Below are 22,351 nucleotides of genomic sequence, written 5' to 3' on the forward strand. Positions count from 1 at the left end.
TACTTTATGCGAACTTGTTTATTATTTATCCGTCAACCGATGAATCTTTCTATTTATATTTTCGCGCTAATATAAGTCGTTGTCAACGTACTAGTACAGCTTGAAATAGACTACCGATACACCGCAAATCATATGCCTTGTTATGAAATTGTATTCACCAAATGCGAAAAGAACTGAAACATTTTACGAAGATGTCCCGTCTGTAGGGATGAAAAGATGAAAAACAGGTTTTACTAATCATAATGGAGGTGCCAGGAAATGAAACATAAAAAAGGATTGGCTGCAACACTTGCGCTATGCGTTTCTTTGACAGCAGGAGGTGCTTCTGTATTTGCATTTTCCGACATTAAGGATGAGGGCCAGAAGGCGGTTGTGGATACTTTGAAATCGAAGGGAATTGTGAATGGAGTAACGGCGGATCTGTTCAGGCCGGATGTTGCTCTGTCCGAACCGCAGGGAATTCAGTTAATTGTTAAAGCATTTGGTTTGAAAAATGCATATGCGGAAGCTTCCGCTCAGAATAAAATCAGTCCGGATACCTGGTATGCAGATGCTGTGCAAGCGGCAACTCAGAATGGCCTTTCCGTTCCTGTAGAAGTGAATCCGCAAGGCAAGATGACGCGTGAACAATTTGTTATTTTGCTGCATGAGGGAATTAACACGACCGGTAATTATCCGGTAATTATGAAGTATAATGAAGTGAAGGATGAAAAAAAATTAAGTAAGGACGCCATATCTGCGGTCCAGAACTTGCTGAACATGAACATCATTGAACTGGACAAGGACGGAAACTTCCGCCCGGATCAGTCGCTTACTCGTATGGAGGCAGCCAGTATGATTTTCAATGCGCTTGAGTTTGTGGATCAGCATAGTGATGACGGTTCAACTGAACCGGCTCCAACGAATCCCGGTGAAGGTCAGCAAGCCATCGTACCTGCGGTAACGATCAGCAAAGTGGATGACAAAACAAGTAAAGTAACCCTGACGGCTGAAATGCCGCACCCGGGTTACGGATTGAAAATTGATGAGGTAAAGCTGGAGAAGGATAAACGTGCTATTGTCAAATACTCCATCGTGCAACCTGATCCGGATATGATGTATCCAATGGTGATTACCAAAGTAACGGCAGAAGCCGAAATTCCAACGGGCTACACCGCTGAAGCACAGCCTTCTGGCAAGTAAAGCATATGTAAGGTTGCTCACATTACCAGTTGCCTCCAGAAAACTAGAAAACCGTCTAACTGATCGTATGCTCTATGAAAGGGTGCCAGCCAGTTGCCAGTCAAGTGATCTGATTAGCATCCAACTATGGGAAAGTTCGGTCAGATGGTTTTCGTGTGATCAGGTTAGCCAGTCATTACTGGCTGGCCTTTTTTTTGCGTGGAGAGCCAGAGTGATGAGTAAGCTTGAAGCACTAACGATCACCACAGAGCTTATTTTGGTCAAAATAGGGTGTTTTAAAATCTAACGATCCTCAGAGACGCTATTTCAGCCAATTAGGCTGATTTCGCCTGAAAAATAGCTAACAATTGGAGAATAAGGTGTCTGGTGATCGTTAGAATTCCAGTCAGGCGAAAAACGGCTAAATAGCGTATCCTGTGATCGTTAGAAATTCGGCATCAGGGTGAATAAATGAACAAAAGCAAGGCGTTGGAAGTTATTCAAACAGCAGTTAGCCCGGTGTTATGCAAGCAGCAGAGTGCGTGGTATGATTCAAGCTCTATTTTGAACCAAAATCAACCAGTTGGGTTCTGGGTCGACATTCAACCGGCTGATCCGCGAACCAATACACACATGCTTTAATCCTGCAGCAATCTTCCATTATCATGCCACTGTCCATACAGTTGATTTGCCTTCGTATGTTGGATGAACTTATCAAGTCGGCTTTGGAAGAGAGCAGGCTGCCGTTTAACGCTCTGGATCGTGTCGATACGTACCCGTTGATAGAGGAGAGGAAAAGCTACGAAATGATCATGTACTTGTCTGTCCGCAGTTAACCTCTCTTCAATCTCGGCATCCACAACAAAAGCTTCAGGATTCATGTCCGGCAGAACCTTTCTACCCGCATCTTGCATTAGACCTAGCCTTTCTAATCGGCGCACACGCTCCTTATTGAGCTCTGTCCATGAGCTTTTGCGACTACGTGGAGATAAGCGTTGTAATAACAGGCCATCGGAAGTTTTCTTTTTGACGCCATCAATCCAGCCAAAGCATAATGCTTCTTCAACAGCATCCAGATATAAAAGGGTATCGGGGCGTGGTTTCAAACTCACAGGAACCCAGCAGCAGGACTCTGTAGTTCCGTGCTTCTGTAACCATTTTTTTAACTCTTCCCTGAAGGTAAAGGTGAGTATTCGTTCAAGTGGAACAGACGGCATCATATTCAAGACCTTTCATGTTGCATTGTATCTAAGATTTAGCATTAGAGAATTACTCTGAAGTATTGGAGTTTTCGTACCAGAATCTGGAATAGTCATTCATGACAGAAGCATGGCCGAGCTGACGCAACATGGTGGATATATTACCCCGGTGATAGGTCCCGTGATTCACCAGATGTAAGATGATTTCCGCGAAACGGGTTTGACGCACGCCTGCAAAGGGATTGTCAAGCAGAAGCACCTGCTCCAAATCCGTCTGCTGACTGAACCAAGTCAGGTATTGATTGGATAGTTCGGCATAACGCTCGAAATATTCTTCTATGGTGGCAAACGTTTCCCCGTTACGCGGCATGCAGATTTGTAAAGCTTCAGGCATGCTGGTTCCGGTTAGCACCAAGTACCACATCTGATCCACAGCATTCATATGACTGAGCGCATGGGCGAGGGTGGGAAAGGAACTGTTCACTTCCTGATGCAGCACAGAAGCCGGCAACTCCTGAATGCGTTGCATAATGATCTGCGAAGCCCAAACATGATAATGAACCATTTCTTCTAGGTGATTCATGAAATATCGTCTCCTTTATTTTAGCGAATGATAGGATGGTCTTAGTGCCTGCCTTGTTACTGAAATGAGTATAAAAAAAGAAGTATGACAACAGCGTGTCATACTTCTTCTTTCACTTCACAAGACTCCCATTATCGGGCTTCAATGATTGTGTTTGTCGTAACGTCTCAGTGCATTTCGTAGTTGCGTCTCTAATACATCCCTCAGAGCTAGAGGTTCCAAAACCTCTGCGCCACTTCCCAAACTCAGCAAAAAAGACCATAACCACGGGGCTTGAAGCGGTTTGTGAACCTGAACGCGCATTGTCATACTGCCGTCCTCATGAAATTGTTTGTCTGCCTGCTGAAAATGATCGAGCGCCTCCGCGAGTGCATCCGGATATACGCGAAATACCACATCTGTCATGATCTCCTGGGTGACAGGGGGAGCGGTAGATGGCTCTTCCATGGGGAGAACATGCGCTTCAAAATGACGGTTGGTCAGATGTACGTTTAACATGCGTGACAGCCGGAATTCCCGATAATCCTGCCGGCTTCGGCAATATCCATACACATACCAGCTACGGTATTTAAACTGCAATCGAACAGGTTCAATTTCTCGGCTTGTGCGCTCATTTTTGGAATTAATGTAATCAAACTGAACGACATGATGTTGCATGATTCCTGCACGAAGATGCGAAAGCGAGTCAGGCTCAGTTCGATATGTATTCAGGTCTACAGTTAAGTTTGGTCTCTCATGTTGTTCTCCAATGGTCTGCAAACGTTCGATTGTACCCTGTGCACGCACATCGTTAAATACGGTGGAGAGGCTGGTGAGCACTGTAATCAAAGCATCCACATCATAGGAGCCGAGCAGGCTTTTATCCATTTTATACCCATCCATAATGCCATACCCGCCATTCATTCCCTGATGCGAAACAACCGGAAATCCGGCTGCGCAGATCACATCAATATCCCGATAGATCGTTCTGGGCGATACTTGATATTCCTCGGCAAGGGTAGAGGCAGACAACACCTCGTTATTAAGTAACTTGTATATGATCGAGACTAACCGTTCCAGTTTCAATAGAACCCCACCCGTCATCACTTCTTGTTCAATACAGGTCATAAGTATATCACTAAAAAAAGAGTGCAGATTCGCACTCTTCTAAAATTAGGAGCATCTTCAACCAAACTTTCCAGCCAGATCCTGTCTAGTCCTCCTGCACGTTATAAAGCACCCGTGCGAGCAAACCTTGGCCGTAATTACCGAAGTTTTTGCCGAAAATCGTCAGGCCGCGTTTGTTGACTGGGCCGTCTGTGACAGCGATGCGGAAGTGAATATCGCTTTTGTAATCGAGCCCGATATCATCCAGGGTAACGTCCGAGATTTTGCATCCGTCGATATAACTGCCTTCCTTCGTAATGCGAATCAGCTTCAGCATACCGTACTGATTCAGGTGAGGAGGCCACCAGTCCGGATTAAACGTACCGCGTGTATCGCCGAAATCTCCTGGACTCGTCCAGAGTCCGATCTTTTTGCCATTGATGTAGAAGTAAATATCTGACGGGTAGTTGTCACAGAATCCAGGGGCTTCTGAACCGAGCTCCATGGAGAGTTGAATCTCGCTAAACGTCTGGTTGGGCTTCAGGTAGTTGGGAATTCGGTATTCCAGATATCCTTCCGCTAGCCAAATCATCTCGGCATCGATCCGAAGCGGGTCGGCAAAGTAACGGGGGTCATCAAACTCCCCGATAATGCTGTCTTTCGTAGCAATGCCGCATGTGGGTGCTGCCTGATAATCACTGTAATGCCCAACCTGGATTTCTACCTCGTACCGGTTGTGGATCTCCTGTGAACGCAGGTCAACCATCAACTTTTCCTCGTTAAGATAACAGATCTTCTGAATGCCGTGTTTGCCGACCGCTGTGTTAATCTCAATTAATCCGCTTTCCTCCAGCTTTTTGATATGCATTGTGATCGCGCCGTTACTAAGTCCAAGCTTGGTTGCGAGGTCATTGAGATTAAGACTTTGGTTTCTGGCCAGCAACTCAATAATCTGAATGCGAATTTCGGAGCTGAGTGCTTTGAAAATGTTCACACCTGACATCAGATCTTTAATATAAATCATAGGTGGATGTCCTTTCCCCGTTCTGAACAAAGCCTATTTACACAGACTCTTGCACATTTGACTGTTTTATTTCAGATAATTATAAATCATTACATGCTCGAAAGAAAGAGCGGAGAAAAGTGAGATATACCCTATATAAACAATGAAATTTTTAAAGCCTATATGAGATTTTATCCCCACATACTTAAAATAAAAACTTAAATTAATTCATGTATATTTGAAATATACCATTGAATTGTAATGTAACCGCTTTTATAATCCTATTATACTTAAATTGATTTAATACTTCATGAACCAAAGCAACCATTTAATCAGGAGAGGCGGCGTTCCGGTATGGAAAAGTTCAGTTCATGGAAGAAGTTGAGGAGTTTAGAGTGGAAGACATGGAAGGATTCTAAAACGGTGAAAATGGCATCAGGCTCAGGCGAATTAAGGGATTCTGATCATTCGCATGGAATGAACAGCTCGAAGTTCTCCTCCAAAAGGCGTTGGTTTTTACCTGCATTGTTGGTGATGGTGTTAGTGCTTGCAGGACAGTCTCGGGCTTTAGCCGCGTTTTGGAATCTATCGGGAGACATTGCCGTTCATGATCCGACGATCATCAAAGAGGGCAATTCCTGGTACACCTTTTCCACAGGTCCGGGTATTCAGGTGCTGAAATCCGATAACGGAACGTCGTGGTATCGTGTGCCGCAGATTTTTCTAAGTGAACCGTCCTGGTGGAATTCGGCTGTCCCTGCACAGAAAGACCTGGATGTATGGGCACCGGACGTACAACGGTATAACGGCAAGGTTTGGCTCTATTATTCCATCTCGACCTTTGGTTCCAACAGGTCTGCGATTGGGTTAGCGTCCGCAAACAGCGTTGGCGCGGGGCAATGGAAAGATGAAGGGCTTGTACTGCAATCCAATACATCGAATAACTACAACGCTATTGATCCGGAACTGGTTATTGATGCTTCGGGTAATCCATGGCTGGCCTTTGGTTCGTTCTGGAGCGGTCTGAAAATTGTAAAACTGGACAAAAACACGATGAAACCGACAGGTAACATCTCCTCGATTGCAGCACGTCCGAATAACGGTGGCGCAATTGAAGCGCCAAGTATCACGTATCGCAACGGATATTATTATTTGTTTGCTTCGATCGACTCTTGCTGTAAAGGTGTGAACAGTACTTACAAAATGGTCTACGGTCGATCCACCAGCATCACAGGTCCTTACGTCGACAAAAACGGAGTGAGTATGATGAACGGTGGCGGCACGATTTTGGACTCAGGTAATGTGAGATGGAAAGGCCCGGGTGGGCAGGACGTGGTCAACGGCAATCTAATCGTACGGCATGCTTATGATGCAACGGATAATGGCAATCCGAAATTGCTGATTAACGATTTGTTATGGGACGGAAACGGCTGGCCGACGTATTAGTATGATTTTTATTTTACAAAAATATAAAATGTTTTAATAAAGTATTGACTAAAAGGATCTGGATTTGATAAATTTAACAACAGAAATGTTGATTCATGGTATTGAATACGTTTACAAGTCCAGATCAGGAGGGGTTCATATGGTCAAGAGAAAGAGTTGGGTCACGTTTATGTTGCTAATGCTGGTCAGTGCACTGGTGCTTGCAGGTTGTGGAGGGGGAAGCGGAAGTTCGAGCGGAGATAAAGAACTGACGTTTATGTTCCGCGGCGGCACGGATGAGCAGAAGGCGTATCAGGCTGTCGTGAAAAAGTTCGAAGAAGAACATCCCGGCGTCAAAGTTAAAATCATCGTTACCGCAGCGGATCAATATGCGACAAAGCTTCGCGCGGCGATTACAGGCAATAGCTTGCCAGACGTATTTTATTTCACACCGGGTGATATGAAGGCCTATGTGAACAGCAATGTGCTCATGAATCTGACACCGTATATCGAGAAAAACAAAGATATCAATCTGGATAATATCTGGAAGTATGGCGTGGACTTGTATCGTTATGATGGCAAGATGGCAGGGCAAGGTGATCTCTACGGTATGCCTAAGGATGTCGGGCCATTTGCACTGGGTTATAACAAGACCCTTTTTGAAAAAGAAGGCATTCCGCTCCCTGACAAGGACAAGCCTTATACGTGGGAAGAGTTTATCAAGGTAAATCAGCAAGCAACGAAAGATACGAATGGAGACGGTAAACCGGACGTATTTGGTACAGGTTTTAACGTACAATGGGCACTGCAATCTTTTGTATGGAGCAACGGGGCTGACTGGCTGGACGAGAGCAAAACGAAAGTCACGATTGATGATCCAAAATTTGCCGAAGCGCTACAATTCTTCGCGGATATGCAGAACAAGTACAAGATCACTCCTTCCATTGAGGAAGCACAAACGCTTGATACGTATCAACGCTGGATGAAGGGTGAGATGGCGTTCTTCCCTGTAGGTCCGTGGGATATGAGTACATTTGAAAAGCTTCCATTCGATTATGATCTGTTGCCTTTCCCGGCAGGATCAACAGGCAAATCAGCGACATGGATCGGCTCCCTCGGAATCGGTGTATCTGCCAAAACCAAACATCCGGAAGAAGCTGCTGCACTGGTAAACTACCTTACTGCGTCGAAAGATGGCATGAAACAACTAGTAGACGCGAAGGTGCAAATTCCGAACTTGCTTGATATGGCTGATGAGTGGGCGAAGGATACTTCGACCAAACCGGAAAACAAACAGGAATTCATCGATATCGTAAAAGACTACGGACGAGCGTTGCCAGGTAATTACACGTACAACGCGGAGTGGTACGACATGTTCTTCACCGACATTCAGCCGGTACTCGATGGCAAGATGACCGCCGCTGACTATGTGAAGCAACAACAACCGAAGATGCAGAAACTGCTGGATAAAGCGGTGGAGCAGGAGAAGAAATCACAGAATAAATAGATAGACAAGGGATGCCAGCAGCCTGAACCGATGCTGCTGGCATCATTTGCTCTTTAGAAGATACAGATTGAACTATTTTTTACATGTTGTAACGGAGTGAACGATATAAACGTTTAGTTTAATTTTATCGCCAGATTCCATACGAGCATGTGGCATGTATTGACCGGAACAGAGCAGAAGCCATGATTCAAAAAGGCCAATCGATGTATGCCACATGCTGATCTTAGAAACAGGGGTGAACACGTGAATACGAAATCGAGTTTGTATCGCAAAGAGATGATGTATGGATACTTGTTTATTTTGCCCCCCGTTTTGGGGCTTGTGATCTTTGTATTGTTCCCGTTCCTCTATTCCCTCTATGGTTCGTTTACCGATTGGGACGGCCTGGGGCAGATGAATTTTATCGGGCTTGCCAATTTCAAAGATTTGTTGACCGATGATCTTTTTTACAAGGCCATGTTTAATACGTTTTACCTGATGCTCGGTATTCCGATTGGTCTGTTGTTGGCACTACTGCTGGCAATGGGGCTGAATCGTAAAATTCCAGGTACAACTACATTTCGTGTGATCTATTACATACCGGTTATTTCTTCCTTGGCGGCGGTATCCATCATGTGGAACTGGGCGTACAACGGAGACTATGGTCTGGTGAACCAGTTCCTCGATCTGTTTGGTATCAAAGGCCCGAACTGGCTGGCTAACAAAGATACGGTAAAACCCGCACTGATCATCATGACCGTCTGGAAAGGCCTGGGGTATACCATGCTGTTATATTTGGCGGCACTGCAAAGTGTATCCCGTACCTATTACGAAGCCGCCGAGCTGGACGGAGCGAATGGATTTCAGATTTTCCGCAATATCACCTGGCCGATGGTGAAACCCGTAACTTTTTTCCTCGTGGTGACAAATATCATCGGTGGTTCTCAAATTTTTACCGAGATGAATATCATGACACCGACAGGTGGGCCGGAATATGCATCCGCTTCAATCGTCTTTTATATCTGGCAGAAGGCCTTTAGCAACCTGCAGATGGGTTACGCTTCTGCGATGGCCATGATTCTGGGTATCTTCATCTTTGTGATTACGCTTATACAATTCAAACTTAACGAAAGATCAGCCTACGACGGGGATTAATGGGCGAGGAAAGGAGTGGAACGGAAGATGTCTTATAGTCAAAGAAGGAAAGTAACCAATTCCATTATATTTATCGTTCTGTCCATCGGTGCGATTGCGATGATTGCGCCTTTGCTCTGGATGCTGTCCACCTCGCTCAAGGAGAAACAGGATGTATTCGCGCTTCCGCCGGTCTGGATTCCGGAAGTGTTTCGATTTGATAAATATAAAGAGATCTGGGAAGCAGGACCGCTGCTCAGCGGGATTAAAAACAGTCTCATTGTAGCTCTTAGTGTGACGGTAGTTGGGACATTTACGTCGAGTCTTGCGGCATTTGCTTTTGCCAAGTTAAGATTTCCACATAAGAACAAACTATTTCTCGCCTTGCTGGCTTCGATGATGATTCCGTATCCAACGGTCATGATCCCGCAATTTATCATGTTCTCCAAGCTGGGCTGGGTGGACACCTTGCTGCCGCTGATTGTACCGGGACTATTCGGAAATGTGATTATGATCTTTTTCCTGCGGCAGTATCTGCTCAGTGTGCCAGATGCGATTATTGAAGCGGCGAAGATCGACGGAAGCTCTTATTTCCGGTTGTATTCCAGTATTACGTTTCCGCTGATCAAACCTGCGGTCGCTGCACAGCTGATTCTCTGGTTTATGGGGATCTGGAACGATTATCTGGCACCGATTATTTATCTGAATTCACCTGAAAAACAAACCTTGCAACTTGTCATTGCGAACTTTAACGCGACCTATGCGATTCAAACGGATTATCCGCTCATTATGGCGGCGTCGATTGTGGCATTGCTTCCGGTTCTGATCATCTTCCTGATCTTCCAGAAGCAGATTATCGAGTCGGTTGCGATTTCAGGGGTCAAAGGGTGATGGGAATGAAAAGTTGGAGAGTAAGGAAGGAACGAAAAGAGCGGAAATATGATAAATATTGGACAGGACTTAAGGAGTGGCATAGGGCGAGGAAAGGAGTTGCGATGTTGATGTTACTGATGCTTCTAGGTACGGTAGGCTGTGCAGATGGCGGCGACACGGCGAAACCTCCGGTTTTTCCGGAAGCTCCGCAGGAACCAAAAATGTATGATCTTTCGATTTTGGATGATGAATCCAAGTGGACGGTTAACAATGCACATGATCCTGCGATTATCAAAACGGATCAAGGCTACTATGTCTATTCCACAGACGTTCGAGTAGCAGGGGAACCGAAACCAGGCGTAATGGTGCGAAAATCCGATGATTTAATCAACTGGAAATGGGTGGGGCAGGCTTTGCCGGGTATCCCGAAGGAAGCGCTCGATTGGACAGGAGCGACGAACCTGTGGGCACCGGATATTATTAAAGCCGGGGATACGTACCGCTTGTATTATTCGGCTTCGAGCTTTGGTAGTACACAGTCAGCGATCGGATTGCAAACCTCCAAGTCTCCCGAGGGACCGTGGAAGGATGAAGGACTGGTTGTGAAGACGGCTGGTCAGGAAAAGGACGGCCTGAATGCCATTGATGCCAATCCGGTGCTTGATGCCTTAGGCAACCCGTGGATGGTATATGGTTCATTTTTCGACGGGATCTACATTGCACCGCTTGATCCGGATACGGGCAAGTTCAAGGAAGAGGGGTATGGCACACGTATCGCAGCAAGAGATCGTGCAACCGAAGAAGGTGCAGTCGAGGGGCCATACATTGTGTATAATCCAGAGTTTCAAAAATATTACCTGTTCGTGTCTTATGATTCTCTGTTCGAAGACTATAATGTGCGGGTAGCTCGTGCCGACTCCATCACAGGGCCTTATACGGATATGAGCGGCAATAAAATGTTGGATACGGAGCATCTGCCGCAATATGAGATTGGCACCAAAATTCTGGGCGGATACCGCTTCACGGAAGGTGAAGGCTGGGTTGCTCCTGGGCATAATTCCGTGCTGAAGGAAGGCGACGATTATTACATCGTGCATCATGCGCGGGGCGAGACGGATAAAAACTGGCCGTATCTGCATGTGCGTAAAATGCTGTGGACGAAGGATGGCTGGCCTGTCGTGTCGCCTGAACGTTATGCCGGAGAGACCGCACAGGATATTCCGAAACCGATGATTGCCGGAACGTGGGAAGGCATGGCGCTTGATCCGTCTGTAAATGGACAGGTGCAGGCTGTGCCATATACGCTGACGAGTAAAGGAAAAATTGAAAGCGACAACGGTTCGGGAAACTGGACGTTTGATGGCAAACAAACGTTAACGCTGACGTGGAAGGAAAGCCCGTGGGGCGGTGCTTCCACGGAAGAGCTAAAGCTGCTCCCATCCTGGGATTGGGAGCGAAGCCAGCCTGCGCTGGTAGTAACTGGCCTGAACGACCGCGGCATCGCGGTCTGGGGCAAACAAATCAGCGCAGCTGAGAAGTAGACCGCTGACCCCGTAGGGTGGTTCAGTGAGGTATGCCGGCGAGCGAATGGATCGCGAGCGTTCCACGCGTGGGCACAAGCAGAGAGAGGGAGGAAGGAGCCGCGAGTGCGAGTTTGCCATCCGATTTCCACCGTCGGGAGCGGTGAATGGAAGAAATCGGAGGGAAAGGAGAGCCCCAAGGCCCTGCCGCCCGCGAACGTCCGCAGTGCCTGAGCACGGCTACGGGGAGAGTTGACCCAGCCAAGCGGTCAACGCCACAAGTTATCGAGCCAACTAAAGGCTCGAAGCCCGATGTGTACTAGCGAGCGAAAATATCGCGAGCAACCAGTACAGAGGGCACCAGCAGTGAGAGGGAGGAAGGAGCCGTGCGTGCGAGTTTGCCATCCGATTTCCACCGCCGGGAGCGGTGAATGGAAGAAATCGGAGGTCAAGGAGAGCACCAAGGCCCTGCCGCCCGCGAACGTCCGCAGTGCCTGAGCACGGCTACGGGGAGAGTTGACCCAGCCAAGCGGTCAACGCCACAAGTTATCGAGCCAACTAAAGGCTCGAAGCCCGATGTGTACTAGCGAGCGAAAATATCGCGAGCAACCAGTACAGAGGGCACCAGCAGTGAGAGGGAGGAAGGAGCCGTGCGTGCGAGTTTGCCATCCGATTTCCACCGCCGGGAGCGGTGAATGGAAGAAATCGGAGGTCAAGGAGAGCACCAAGGCCCTACCGCCCGCGAACGCCCGCTGTGCCCTCCCAACTCTGCTCTCCATATTTTTGCAAGCACACTGAGCACATCATAGATTCAAGCCATACACACACATATGAAAGGGGTTCATTCCCATGACTAATTCCATTACATTCACCAATCCCATGCTGGAGCAGCGCGCTGACCCTTGGGTGTACCGTCATACAGACGGGTACTATTATTTTTCTGCTTCCGTACCAGCCTTTGACCGAATTGAAATTCGGCGTGCAACGACACTGGAGAGCTTGAGAGATGCCGAACCAGTGACCGCTTGGACGAAGCGTGAGACTGGGCCAATGAGTGCAAACATCTGGGCACCAGAGATTCATTATATTGATGGCAAATGGTACATATACTATGCGGCCGCACATACAAGTGAAACCAACGAAGGTTTGTTTGATCACCGCATGTATGTACTTGAGAACGATTCCGCTAATCCGCTTGAAGGAACGTGGGAGGAGAAAGGGCAAATTCGAACCAAATGGGAGAGTTTTGCGCTAGATGCCACGACCTTTGAACACAGAGGCATTCGTTATCTGGTCTGGGCCCAGAAAGATCCGAGCATTGACGGCAATTCAAACCTCTATATTTGTGAAATGGAAAATCCTTGGACGTTGCGCGGAGAACAGGTCATGATCACGACACCTGAATATGACTGGGAGATTATCGGCTTTAAAGTAAACGAAGGTGCAGCCGTGCTGCATCGAAATGGTCGTCTGTTTATCAGCTACTCAGCTAGTGCAACCAATCATCATTACTGCATGGGGTTACTTACAGCCGATGAAGATGCCGATTTGCTTGATCCGGCAAGCTGGGTGAAATCACCGAAACCGGTATTCCAGACTTGTGAAGAGAATGGACAATATGGACCGGGACATAACAGCTTTACCGTTTCACCAGACGGCCAAACCGATATTCTGATCTATCATGCGCGCAACTACAAAGAGATTGAGGGAGATCCGCTGTACGATCCGAACCGTCACGCCCGCGCTCAGGTCATTCATTGGAATGAAGATGGAACGCCGAACTTTGGTATTCCGGTTCCCGATGGCCAGTCCGTGGCAGAGGTGAAGTAGTATTTTTTTGGATAAAGTATAAGAGATAAGAGTCTTTGGTGAGCAGATCATGCTGACAAAAGGCTCTTTTTGATATGTATGATCTAGGACAAAGTTATCTAAACAGTGTGAGTTAGAAGTCTGGATTAAGAAAGTTTAGATCGTGAAAGCAACCGAAGAGAGGCAGAAGCGTATACCATTACATCGAAAAAAATGAATTAACAAAATATAAACGGAATTGCTTATTACTTTTTGTTTTAAAGCCTTGGACGTGGTGTGCAGATTTCTAACGATCACAGGAGACGCTATTTAGCCGTTTTTGTACTGATTGAAATTCTAACGATCTCAGGAGAGCTTATTTGGTAGATTTGATGTGAAAAAGGGCATTTACCTTGCGTTTTCAGCGAAATAAGGTTTGTGGTGATCGTTAGAATTGGAGAAAGCTCGATATTGATCAAATAAGCTCATCTGAGATCGTTAGACTAAATAGAGTGTGTGCGAAACGCTTAAAACCCAAAGCCAAGACCAAAGCCAAAGCCCCTCAGTTTAACCTGTTTCCTACATATTCTCGGTGTTTTGTTATGATGTGTTAAGCTGAGAATGAGCTGTGTCATATTCAGAATTTTGGGAGTACACTACAACCCTAAGGAGGATTACATATGGAATCACGCGAGATATTAGACGGGGAGCTTGAGCAGATTTTAAAGTGGGAGAAGGAACAGAAGGACTTGTTCATATGGGACAAGATTGGGCGGCTGCCATTTGCAATGCTGGATAAAGTGATGCCGAAGGCGATCAAACAGAAGATTGGCGACTCCCTGAACGAAGTGGGCCAATATTTGCAAACGGGTGGTAAGTTTCTTGTTCAGAAAAAGAAAGTGGCCAAGCTTCTGCAAGAAGAAGCCGAGCGTTCGGGTTACCCTATGACATCTGATGACATCTACCGATTAGAGCAGGATACGAACACAGAGAACACGGCCAAAATTCATAGTGTGGAAAAAATACCACTTGAGGTGTTGGACCGTGTGGCGGATAATATCACCGAAAGTCGAAGCAAATTTGCTGCGGCACAAGGAGCTGCGACAGGATTTGGAGGCATCGTCACCATTGCTGCGGACATTCCGCTCGTGATGGGACTTTCACTGAAAGTATTGCAAGAGATGGCGCTATGTTACGGGTATAATCCCGATGATCCACTGGAGCGTGTCTTCATCGTGAAATGTCTGCAATTCTCTTCCGCCGATATTGTAGGCAAGAAAGCCATCATTGAAGAGCTCGCCGACTATGACAATCCGGAGAAACAAGTTGAAGTGATCTCTCAAATGCAGGGATGGCGTGAAGTGTTCAACTCATACAGTGAGTCTTTTGGCTGGAAAAAGCTGTTCCAGTTGGTGCCCATTGCAGGCATGATCTTTGGTTCGGTCAGCAATAAAAATACCATTCAGGACGTCGCTGAAGCAGGCAAAATGCTGTACAAAAAAAGGCTGATTATGAAGCGTTTGAAATAGATAAATCCGCCTAAGACAGTTGGTTATAGGTTAATATTACTCTAGATGACTAGGGAAGCGTGTTCTAAGATAGGATTATATGATGAAAAAAAGGCTCCTGCCGATCTGCATGAATTCAGATACGGGCGGAAGCCTTTTTGTACGTGTTTTATAAGTATACTGGAAGCAGATTTTTTAAAATCTAACGATCTCCAGAGCAGGATATAGCCAAAAGAACTTACTCCTCGCTCCCGTTTTCTTTTGCCCAGCGATGAAGCAACTTGTCAGATGGTAGCAGGAACGTAAAGATACCGATCAGTGGCAAGAAGCTGCATATCTGCATGACGGGTGAAACGCCGAAGGCGTCGATCCAGTTGCCGAGCACGAGAGCCCCAAGGCCTCCCATACCAAAGGCAAGACCAGTAATCAGACCAGAAACCGTTCCGATTTTGCCCGGAATGAGCATTTGAGCGTATACCACAGTAACGGAGAAGCTGGATAACATGATAAAGCCAATAATCGTCAGCAATACGCCAGTCCAGAACAAGTTGGCATAAGGTAACAGCAACGCCAGCGGTGCGGCCCCGGCCATGGAGAGAAAGATCATGTTACGTTTGCCGAATCGGTCTGCGAGCGGGCCACCAAAGAATGTGCCTAGTGCACCGGCAGCCAGGAAGAGGAAAATATAAATTTGCGCATCTTCCGTGGATAAACCAAACGTATCCTTCAGATTAAAGGCATAAAAGCTTCCGATTGAAGCCACGTACCACGAACGGACAAATACGAGCAGAATCAGAATCGTAATTGCGGCAGCAATTTTTTGACGTAACGCTGGATTGGGAGCGCGACGAGCCGCCGCTTGTTTACGCAGATATGCGCCGGATTGCAACATCTGCCCATACCAACGTGCGACATAGAGTTGTACAGCAATTCCCATCGCGGCAATACCCGTAAAGCCGATGGCACCAAACAACCCAAACGGGATGAAAATCCAGCGTGTCAGGAGCGGTGCAAGGGATTGTCCAGCATTACCGCCCACTTGAAAAATAGACTGTGCCAGTCCGCGGCGCTGGCCCGCAGCCATATGGGATACCCGGGAGCCTTCCGGATGAAAAGCAGCGGAGCCGAGCCCGACAAAAATGACAGAGATGAGCACCATCATATAACTGTCGGCAAAAGCGAGCAACAACATGCCCGTGAACGTGAAACCCATGCCTATGGGCAGGATCGACGGAGTAGGTTTTTTATCAGCAAACCAGCCTACAACAGGCTGCATAATCGATGCGGTAAAGTTGATCGCAAAAGCGATCCAGCCGATCTGAGTGTACGTTAGATGCATGGAGTCTTTTAAGATAGGAAATATTGCCGGAATGACAGACTGAATGGAATCGTTGAACAGATGCACCAGACTGATGGCAATTAGTATCCGGTATACGGTGCCTTGGGCATCCAATCCGGGTGGGGCTTTCGAACGCGCTGCGGCGTCCTTGGCTAATGTGGTTTGTGTAGACATGTCCAGTTCTCCTTTGGTCGCGGTCACGAGGGATCAGCGCCTATGTTAGATTCTATGCAATTAAGCATATTGTTACATAATAGGATAGATCGGATCGACCGACAAGGGGAACAGAGGGGGAAATGAAAACAACTTTTGTACATGTGGAGTTTTGGGAAATGTTGTGATAAACTGTAGGCAACAAGGATAAAATAAAAAAGAGTAAGGATGCGTCAACATCCTCACTCTTTTACAACAGCCGCTTTCAAGGGCGGTGGCTGTGGACAGGTAATCGAAATAGGCTGCTACCTTACCGAGGGCGGCCTATTTCTTTTTGTTTTGATTATTCAATGCAATGACGATGGTTACAATCAGTCCAATCAAGGTTACTGTAAACCCCGCAAAACTGATCATCAACGTCAGTACATCTTTTATCTCCACAGGCATCACCTCCTTACTCAGGAGACTAGCCGACCGCCCATTCAAGCCATTCTGTTGTTGTAACAAATTATACCATATAATCCAAATCGCGGACATCTACTTAAAGCAAGCAGTATCTACAGACTCAAATTAACGATTATCAATCGTCTCCGGGTTCATGTCGTGGTTCATCATACGGTGCTCGGCCATTTGCTCATATTTGGTTCCCGGTTTGCCATAGTTGGTATACGGATCAATAGAGATGCCGCCGCGCGGGGTGAATTTGCCCCAGACTTCAATGAAGCGTGGGTCCATCAGTTTGATCAGGTCGTTCATGATGATGTTCACACAGTCCTCGTGGAAATCACCATGGTTGCGGAAGCTGAACAGGTATAGTTTTAGTGATTTGCTCTCAACCATTTTGATATCGGGAATATAGCTGATGTAGATCGTAGCAAAGTCAGGTTGACCCGTAATCGGGCACAGACTAGTGAACTCCGGGCAGTTGAATTTTACAAAATAATCACGGTACGGATGCTTGTTATCAAAGCTCTCCAGAATACCAGGATCATACTCAAATGTATATTTCACATTCTGGTTGCCCAGCAATGTTACATCTTGCATCTCGTCAGGTTGTCTCATTCCAATAAACTCCTCGTATTCAATTGAAGCCGTAGGCCTCTTATTTATATCTCGTATATATTTAAACCCCGCGTTTATTACCCCATACCAGCGTATGAAGCTGCGGAAGCACACGCACGTTGTTCAGATCGTCCGAGGCACTTACCTGATCAATCAGCCACTCGTAACGCTCCAGCAGGGAAGCCGCCAGATCCGGCGTATCCGCCGAAGAAATATCCGGGTTCCCCGTTTGTAAAAATAAAGCCGTGCCCGGATACCGTGCATGCACACGGCGGGCATAGTTCAGATCTGTCTGATCGAAGATCACGATCTTCAGACTATGGTTTCGATCCGCGGTGCCAGCAGCCAGACGGCTGATCACATCGTCCAGAACAGCCCAGTCAGTGTCCATGCCTGAGCTGGGTGGCTTGGGCGAGACCGTGACTTCGTCAACGTCTGCCAGCCATGACTGCCAGCGCGAGCCCTGCGTCTCAACCGCTGTGCGGACGCCGTTCTCCCGCAGCAGGGCAACCAGCCCGCCCAGCGAAGCCAGCAGGGCGGGGTTACCGCCGGAGAGGGTCACATGGGAGAAACGCGTGCCGCCCAGGCGGCGCAGTTCATCCCATACCGCCTCCGGGGCCAGCATGCGAATCTGGTCCTTGCCGCTGCCGTCCCAGGTAAAGGCCGAGTCGCACCAGGAGCAGCGATAATCGCAGCCCGCGGTGCGCACAAACATCGTTTTTTGCCCGATGACCATGCCTTCGCCTTGAACCGTCGGACCAAAAACCTCCATGACGGGGATGCGTGCTTCCTTACTCATCGATCATCCACTCCCGTCTTGCTTCAGCATAACTGGTCGGAGTCTCGAAGAGTCGCACGAATTCCGTGCGTGCGCCATCTGTAAGTCCGGCATAAGGCTCCGTTTGTAGAGCATGTTCCATCTGCTCGAACAACCAGACCACCATATTTTCAGCCGTCGTATTCATCAGAGGCAGTGTTTCATTCAAATATTGATGATCCAGATAACCTTCAATCCGGCTTTTCCAGATGTCCTTAATATGTCCAAAATCAACCGTCAGCCCGGTTTCACCCGGATAACCGCTGATGCCAAAAACCACTTTATACGTATGCCCGTGCAGATTTTTGCACTTGCCTTCATAACAGTGCAGATGATGTGCCGCATCAAAAGTGAATTCTTTGCTGACTAGCACACGTTTGCGATGATATCTCAACTGCGTGGGCAAAATATCCTGGTCAATCCGTTGCAACCGCTCAACGATGCGAAACGTTCCGGGTTCTCTCATCGTGCATCCACTCCAGTGGAAGGAGTAGCTGTAAGAGCAACGGCACGTTCCTCTACATAACGATCGAGTCCCGCTTTGCGTAGCTTGCAAGCGGGGCATTCGCCGCACCCGTCACCGATGATGCCGTTATAACAAGTCAGAGTACGTTCACGCACGTAATCGAAAGCGCCCAGTTCATCGGCCATTTTCCACGTTGCTGCTTTGTCCAGCCACATCAACGGCGTATGAATGACAAATGGGTAGTCCATCGACAGATTAAGAGTTACATTCATCGACTTCACAAACGAATCCCGGCAATCGGGATACCCGCTAAAGTCAGTCTCGCAGACACCTGTGACCAAGTGGCGAGCGCCTTTTTGTTTTGCCATAATGGCCGCGAAGCTGAGGAAGAGCAAGTTCCGTCCATCCACAAATGTGCTGGGCAGCTCCCCTTCTTCGTGGGTGATTTCTACATCATCTCGTGTGAGCGCATTCGGTGCGAGCTGGTTCAGCAAGCTCATATCCAGAACCGTTTGTTGCACGCCCAAATCCTTGGCAATCGCTGCCGCACATTCAATCTCCAGCTTATGACGTTGCCCGTAATCAAACGTAACCACTTCAACTTCGGCAAATTGTTGTTTTGCCCAGAACAGACACGTTGTGCTATCCTGGCCGCCGCTGAATACAACGACCGCTTTTTCTTTGTTCAACATAAAAAAACCTCTCCATCTTCTTGAGATCACCCCAGCATAGTAGCAAGGAATGTCGGAAGAACAGAGAAGTTCATGAACTGGCATCCATCAAAAAACACACCTTCTTAATAACCGCTTCAAAAAAGCTGCTATAAGCAAGTGTCCTTAGTTTTTTACGTACATCGTGACAACGTTATTACGTCAGCCCATATCCTTTTACAACTTAAACCTTTATAAGATACGTGTAATCACGGAAAGCAGTACGCAAGACTGTAGCGACCTTACATAGGTCAAGTCTTGTAGAGGGAGTTCGCGAACCTCTCCCATGCCATAAGCATGGATTTTCTTCTTTAATTGTCCGGGTACAGTATACCATATCATTTACCGGATCGGCACATTTTTTAAAATCCCAAAATTACTTAATAATGACGTTGCCGAAGGGGATGACTTCTTTTAATATACGTTTGAATAAACCTTCATCATTGACGTCCTGTTGCAGTCTGTAGTTTTCGCGTCCAGCTTGAAAAAGCACCGGGCCGTGTCCTGTCATTTTCCAATGATAGTTCATATGCTGACTGGCCAGGTTGTTTCCATATACGGTTAGTTCCAGATGGGCATTTTCAGGGTAAGCAATGACGCTTCCAGCATCTACATAGAGTGGGGCGGTGGGGTGAAGTTCTTGTTGGCATACCTGACCCTGTGTGAGCAAACCAATGGTTCCTTTGCCCGAGAATTTCATTTTCACCGCATCCCGGGTAATCAGCATGTTTTTGATCTTCTGAATTTTGGTCTGCATCGTGACACCTTCGGAATAGAAGAACAAGTGGCGAAAATCATAAAGCAAATCACTGTTCTCCGTAAGCTGCACTTCTTTCATGGTGAATCCCGGTGGAAGGGCGGCTACAAATTGGCATGGTCCAGTAATTTCTGATTTAATCAGCTTTTTTTTGCGATACATACCCGAGATATTCATGAATTTATCTTGTCTGTTGCTGCTGGCACCGCGAAAAGCAACGATTTGCTGCGGATGCAGAATATGAAGACGGTCATCCTGAATCAGTGAAAATGTAACCACTTGTCCGACTCCGCCAGCTTCAGCATGGTTCAGATGTATATGCATGCAGTAACTCCTGTTCTTTTATAGTCGGCCAGATCGCCGGCGCATTCCCCAGCGCATCACGCGAATCAGAAGGAAGTAACCTAATATGAGAGCAACAATGGTGATCACCATCGTTTGAATTCGCTGTGCGGTGGCTGTTCTGGCATCCTGTTCAGTTTGAAGTTTGCTGACCATTTCGGTCAGTTTCTGGTTCTGAGCCAGGAGTTGATCATTTTGTGCTTTGAATGCTTCGACATTCGCCTGGGCTTGTCCGAGCTGGGCGGAGGTTTGATTCAGTTGCTCCAGGGTTTGCTTGTAACTCTCCTGTAATGCGTTCACTTCCCCAGGTAGTTCCGACACACGCTCCCAACCATTATAGATATCCGAGAATATATTCGCACTCGCTGCATTTGCAGTAGAACCGAGTATGACTGTAAATAGAATACATGTGGAGATAAACACCCGAATGAAATATCCCTGAATGGATTTTGGCATGAATAACACCTCTCTTCGGTAGAATCGATTCAGAGCTGAATTCGTCGTCATTTGTTGAATTCTCGCTCTTTCATTATACGTCAAAAACCCGGAGTTGGGTTCAAGAGGATTACGTTTTATTACCCGAATGTTTCGTGAAGATTGATGTTAACAAATGTTTTATTTTAAAAATCAGCGGGTAATACAAGAATAGCAGTACCCCGGACAGAGCAAACACATAGATTTACTTCCGCTCCGGGTATATCCTGTTCACAAATATGCAATATAATGCTTAAAATTAATATATTTCGATTTTGAATAAGATCGTTAATAATGAAGGAGTAGAATAATATGTACGTATCAAACCAGAGCGCGTCAACGAAAACAATCATGATTACTTTAAATGGCGAGCCAGTCGGACGCAAACTGATTATTGACAGTGTAACTTATGCACCGGTTAATCAAACGGACAGTGCACAGTACATGCACAAAATGGAGCATAATCATCCAGCTGTTTAAGTTGGGACTTGTCATAGAGAAGGGTGTGAAAAGCTTGGCTAATAGCCAAGCTTTTTCGTCGTTTATTGTCGCTTCTAGGCGGATCAAGGGGAATAAAACTAATATAATGGAAAAAAGTAATGAGAACATATGTTCCGTGACAATATAGTGTCCATTCACCCTGCTAACTTAGAAGATAATACACATAAATCGGGGGAGAGACTACCAGTGAACTCAGTCTTTGAAGTATCTTATTCGTGGAATAAAGAGGCCATACCGACAGGGGGAGCCGATCCCGTATATATGATGGTAGAGTGGCGTTACGGAGCCCCTGCCAAAAGACTTAGGAAAATAGCACCCAAAATTATGTCGAGAGATTTAGAGCTTTTGCTCAAACCTGAATATGGCGTTCAGCTTAAAGGCATTTATGGATGCCGATCTAAAGAAACAGATATTGGTTGGGTACTGCGACTTGGTGATGTACTCAAGGGAGAAAGTAAACAGATTTTGCTGGAATTTGCCGTAGGACCGCATCTATCAGGAAAAGCAGCAATATGTTCTGCCTATTGGAGTACCCGCAAGTTAAAGCAAAGTCAGCGTGTGCTTCTTCGTCGGGAACAACTCTATATTCAGTATACAAGTCACCTGGGCATGCTAAGACAGCCAGAAGACCCGAAAGTAGAGAAAACGATTAAATTGAACGAAACCGTACCCTTGCTTAAACAGGCTCTACGTGCTTATGAACGAGGCCGTACCCAGGAAGGTAGCGACATGTTGCGCCGTCATGCCGATGCACTGTTAATCGAAGCTGCACGCAAACAGGATCTGGATTATTTAACAGAAGCGGAGATTGTGGAGAAGCTTCGTTATCATTATGGTATTACGTTTACTGCCAATCGCCAAAATGTGAAAGAACATTGTTAGATCAATGAAAACGTAGTCAAGTGATAACCGTACAGAGAGAACCAGTTTACATAAGTTTTGAAGGTGAAGTTAAACAATAAGT

General features: G+C 46.7%; 24 protein-coding genes. 12 read left to right on the top strand and 12 right to left on the bottom strand.

What is annotated here, in order from left to right; all coding sequences use genetic code 11:
• Nucleotides 1-258: 258 nt before the first annotated feature.
• Nucleotides 259-1,182 carry an S-layer homology domain-containing protein gene (locus tag ACT89M_RS05955; RefSeq protein WP_308722404.1) on the top strand — a complete coding sequence of 308 codons (924 nt, stop codon included), beginning with the start codon at nt 259-261 and terminating at the stop codon, nt 1,180-1,182.
• Nucleotides 1,183-1,632: 450 nt separating this feature from the next.
• Nucleotides 1,633-1,803 carry a hypothetical protein gene (locus ACT89M_RS05960; protein WP_186809743.1) on the top strand — a complete coding sequence of 57 codons (171 nt, stop codon included), beginning with the start codon at nt 1,633-1,635 and terminating at the stop codon, nt 1,801-1,803.
• Here ACT89M_RS05960 and ACT89M_RS05965 read toward each other — a convergent pair.
• The 4 genes from ACT89M_RS05965 to ACT89M_RS05980 all read right to left on the bottom strand — a co-directional run bounded on the left by ACT89M_RS05965 (nt 1,800) and on the right by ACT89M_RS05980 (nt 5,053).
• A complete protein-coding gene (locus ACT89M_RS05965) occupies nt 1,800-2,378 on the bottom strand; it encodes a YdeI/OmpD-associated family protein (protein ID WP_487345303.1) in 579 nt (192 codons plus the stop codon). The two genes, ACT89M_RS05960 and ACT89M_RS05965, sit on opposite strands and share 4 nt — an antisense overlap.
• Nucleotides 2,379-2,430: 52 nt before the next feature.
• Nucleotides 2,431-2,943: a DinB family protein gene (locus tag ACT89M_RS05970; RefSeq protein WP_154890774.1), complete on the bottom strand. Its 513-nt coding sequence runs from the start codon at nt 2,941-2,943 to the stop codon at nt 2,431-2,433.
• A 141-nt stretch (nt 2,944-3,084) separates the two neighbouring features.
• Complete coding sequence (locus ACT89M_RS05975) at nt 3,085-4,008, bottom strand: helix-turn-helix transcriptional regulator (protein WP_154890938.1); 924 nt, start codon at nt 4,006-4,008, stop codon at nt 3,085-3,087.
• A gap of 127 nt (nt 4,009-4,135) precedes the next feature.
• On the bottom strand, nt 4,136-5,053 hold the full coding sequence (locus ACT89M_RS05980) for an ArsR/SmtB family transcription factor (RefSeq protein WP_090918400.1): 918 nt from the start codon (nt 5,051-5,053) through the stop codon (nt 4,136-4,138).
• 513 nt (nt 5,054-5,566) lie between these two features.
• On the opposite strand from ACT89M_RS05980, the gene abnA reads away from it, so the two are divergent.
• The 8 genes from abnA (at nt 5,567) to ACT89M_RS06020 (ending at nt 14,787) form a co-directional block, all read left to right on the top strand.
• Nucleotides 5,567-6,478, top strand: a complete 912-nt coding sequence (gene abnA, locus ACT89M_RS05985) for an arabinan endo-1,5-alpha-L-arabinosidase AbnA (protein ID WP_253500298.1) — start codon at nt 5,567-5,569, stop codon at nt 6,476-6,478.
• A gap of 139 nt (nt 6,479-6,617) precedes the next feature.
• Nucleotides 6,618-7,964 carry an ABC transporter substrate-binding protein gene (locus tag ACT89M_RS05990; RefSeq protein ID WP_090918398.1) on the top strand — a complete coding sequence of 449 codons (1,347 nt, stop codon included), beginning with the start codon at nt 6,618-6,620 and terminating at the stop codon, nt 7,962-7,964.
• Nucleotides 7,965-8,207: 243 nt separating this feature from the next.
• A complete protein-coding gene (locus tag ACT89M_RS05995; RefSeq protein ID WP_090918396.1) occupies nt 8,208-9,098 on the top strand; it encodes a carbohydrate ABC transporter permease in 891 nt (296 codons plus the stop codon).
• 27 nt (nt 9,099-9,125) lie between these two features.
• A complete protein-coding gene (locus tag ACT89M_RS06000; RefSeq protein ID WP_090918394.1) occupies nt 9,126-9,968 on the top strand; it encodes a carbohydrate ABC transporter permease in 843 nt (280 codons plus the stop codon).
• A 107-nt stretch (nt 9,969-10,075) separates the two neighbouring features.
• Nucleotides 10,076-11,491, top strand: coding sequence for a family 43 glycosylhydrolase (locus tag ACT89M_RS06005; RefSeq protein ID WP_487345304.1), 1,416 nt, complete (start codon nt 10,076-10,078; stop codon nt 11,489-11,491).
• A 410-nt stretch (nt 11,492-11,901) separates the two neighbouring features.
• Nucleotides 11,902-12,057 (top strand): hypothetical protein, encoded by a 156-nt coding sequence (locus ACT89M_RS06010; protein WP_487345066.1) that lies wholly within the window; start codon nt 11,902-11,904, stop codon nt 12,055-12,057.
• 262 nt (nt 12,058-12,319) lie between these two features.
• Nucleotides 12,320-13,300: a glycoside hydrolase family 43 protein gene (locus tag ACT89M_RS06015; protein WP_487345067.1), complete on the top strand. Its 981-nt coding sequence runs from the start codon at nt 12,320-12,322 to the stop codon at nt 13,298-13,300.
• 638 nt (nt 13,301-13,938) lie between these two features.
• Complete coding sequence (locus tag ACT89M_RS06020) at nt 13,939-14,787, top strand: EcsC family protein (protein WP_154890776.1); 849 nt, start codon at nt 13,939-13,941, stop codon at nt 14,785-14,787.
• A gap of 217 nt (nt 14,788-15,004) precedes the next feature.
• On the opposite strand, the gene ACT89M_RS06025 is transcribed toward ACT89M_RS06020, so the two are convergent.
• From ACT89M_RS06025 to ACT89M_RS06060, 8 genes are all read right to left on the bottom strand, one after another.
• On the bottom strand, nt 15,005-16,279 hold the full coding sequence (locus ACT89M_RS06025; RefSeq protein ID WP_090918386.1) for an MFS transporter: 1,275 nt from the start codon (nt 16,277-16,279) through the stop codon (nt 15,005-15,007).
• Nucleotides 16,280-16,582: 303 nt separating this feature from the next.
• Nucleotides 16,583-16,699, bottom strand: coding sequence for a putative holin-like toxin (locus ACT89M_RS06030; RefSeq protein WP_221787759.1), 117 nt, complete (start codon nt 16,697-16,699; stop codon nt 16,583-16,585).
• 129 nt (nt 16,700-16,828) lie between these two features.
• Nucleotides 16,829-17,320 (bottom strand): preQ(1) synthase, encoded by a 492-nt coding sequence (queF, locus tag ACT89M_RS06035; RefSeq protein ID WP_110897191.1) that lies wholly within the window; start codon nt 17,318-17,320, stop codon nt 16,829-16,831.
• Between the two features lie 61 nt (nt 17,321-17,381).
• Nucleotides 17,382-18,119: a 7-carboxy-7-deazaguanine synthase QueE gene (gene queE, locus ACT89M_RS06040; protein ID WP_308722408.1), complete on the bottom strand. Its 738-nt coding sequence runs from the start codon at nt 18,117-18,119 to the stop codon at nt 17,382-17,384.
• Complete coding sequence (gene queD / locus ACT89M_RS06045) at nt 18,112-18,603, bottom strand: 6-carboxytetrahydropterin synthase QueD (protein WP_090918382.1); 492 nt, start codon at nt 18,601-18,603, stop codon at nt 18,112-18,114. The genes queE and queD overlap by 8 nt, the downstream gene beginning before the upstream one ends.
• Nucleotides 18,600-19,292 (bottom strand): 7-cyano-7-deazaguanine synthase QueC, encoded by a 693-nt coding sequence (gene queC / locus ACT89M_RS06050; protein WP_154890941.1) that lies wholly within the window; start codon nt 19,290-19,292, stop codon nt 18,600-18,602. The genes queD and queC overlap by 4 nt, the downstream gene beginning before the upstream one ends.
• Before the next feature lie 397 nt (nt 19,293-19,689).
• Nucleotides 19,690-20,394 (bottom strand): AIM24 family protein, encoded by a 705-nt coding sequence (locus tag ACT89M_RS06055; RefSeq protein ID WP_090918381.1) that lies wholly within the window; start codon nt 20,392-20,394, stop codon nt 19,690-19,692.
• An 18-nt stretch (nt 20,395-20,412) separates the two neighbouring features.
• Entirely contained in the window at nt 20,413-20,868 is a 456-nt protein-coding gene (locus ACT89M_RS06060) for a hypothetical protein (protein WP_090918378.1), read from the bottom strand.
• A gap of 330 nt (nt 20,869-21,198) precedes the next feature.
• On the opposite strand from ACT89M_RS06060, the gene ACT89M_RS06065 reads away from it, so the two are divergent.
• A complete protein-coding gene (locus ACT89M_RS06065) occupies nt 21,199-21,366 on the top strand; it encodes a hypothetical protein (RefSeq protein ID WP_167375691.1) in 168 nt (55 codons plus the stop codon).
• A gap of 207 nt (nt 21,367-21,573) precedes the next feature.
• On the top strand, nt 21,574-22,269 hold the full coding sequence (locus tag ACT89M_RS06070; protein WP_154890781.1) for a hypothetical protein: 696 nt from the start codon (nt 21,574-21,576) through the stop codon (nt 22,267-22,269).
• Nucleotides 22,270-22,351 lie beyond the last annotated feature (82 nt).

It is taken from the genome of Paenibacillus sp. NN59 (genome assembly GCF_057597225.1).

Coding starts and splice junctions, on each gene's coding strand:
- ACT89M_RS06000 (WP_090918394.1), top strand. CDS start 9,126: ATGTCTTATAGTCAAAGAAGGAAAGTAACCAATTCCATTATATTTATC.
- ACT89M_RS06015 (WP_487345067.1), top strand. CDS start 12,320: ATGACTAATTCCATTACATTCACCAATCCCATGCTGGAGCAGCGCGCT.
- ACT89M_RS05990 (WP_090918398.1), top strand. CDS start 6,618: ATGGTCAAGAGAAAGAGTTGGGTCACGTTTATGTTGCTAATGCTGGTC.
- queF (WP_110897191.1), bottom strand. CDS start 17,320: ATGAGACAACCTGACGAGATGCAAGATGTAACATTGCTGGGCAACCAG.
- ACT89M_RS06020 (WP_154890776.1), top strand. CDS start 13,939: ATGGAATCACGCGAGATATTAGACGGGGAGCTTGAGCAGATTTTAAAG.
- ACT89M_RS05955 (WP_308722404.1), top strand. CDS start 259: ATGAAACATAAAAAAGGATTGGCTGCAACACTTGCGCTATGCGTTTCT.
- ACT89M_RS06055 (WP_090918381.1), bottom strand. CDS start 20,394: ATGCATATACATCTGAACCATGCTGAAGCTGGCGGAGTCGGACAAGTG.
- ACT89M_RS05980 (WP_090918400.1), bottom strand. CDS start 5,053: ATGATTTATATTAAAGATCTGATGTCAGGTGTGAACATTTTCAAAGCA.
- queD (WP_090918382.1), bottom strand. CDS start 18,603: ATGAGAGAACCCGGAACGTTTCGCATCGTTGAGCGGTTGCAACGGATT.
- ACT89M_RS05965 (WP_487345303.1), bottom strand. CDS start 2,378: ATGCCGTCTGTTCCACTTGAACGAATACTCACCTTTACCTTCAGGGAA.
- ACT89M_RS06065 (WP_167375691.1), top strand. CDS start 21,199: ATGTACGTATCAAACCAGAGCGCGTCAACGAAAACAATCATGATTACT.
- abnA (WP_253500298.1), top strand. CDS start 5,567: ATGGTGTTAGTGCTTGCAGGACAGTCTCGGGCTTTAGCCGCGTTTTGG.
- ACT89M_RS06060 (WP_090918378.1), bottom strand. CDS start 20,868: ATGCCAAAATCCATTCAGGGATATTTCATTCGGGTGTTTATCTCCACA.
- ACT89M_RS05970 (WP_154890774.1), bottom strand. CDS start 2,943: ATGAATCACCTAGAAGAAATGGTTCATTATCATGTTTGGGCTTCGCAG.
- ACT89M_RS06025 (WP_090918386.1), bottom strand. CDS start 16,279: ATGTCTACACAAACCACATTAGCCAAGGACGCCGCAGCGCGTTCGAAA.
- ACT89M_RS06010 (WP_487345066.1), top strand. CDS start 11,902: ATGGAAGAAATCGGAGGTCAAGGAGAGCACCAAGGCCCTGCCGCCCGC.
- queE (WP_308722408.1), bottom strand. CDS start 18,119: ATGAGTAAGGAAGCACGCATCCCCGTCATGGAGGTTTTTGGTCCGACG.
- ACT89M_RS05960 (WP_186809743.1), top strand. CDS start 1,633: ATGAACAAAAGCAAGGCGTTGGAAGTTATTCAAACAGCAGTTAGCCCG.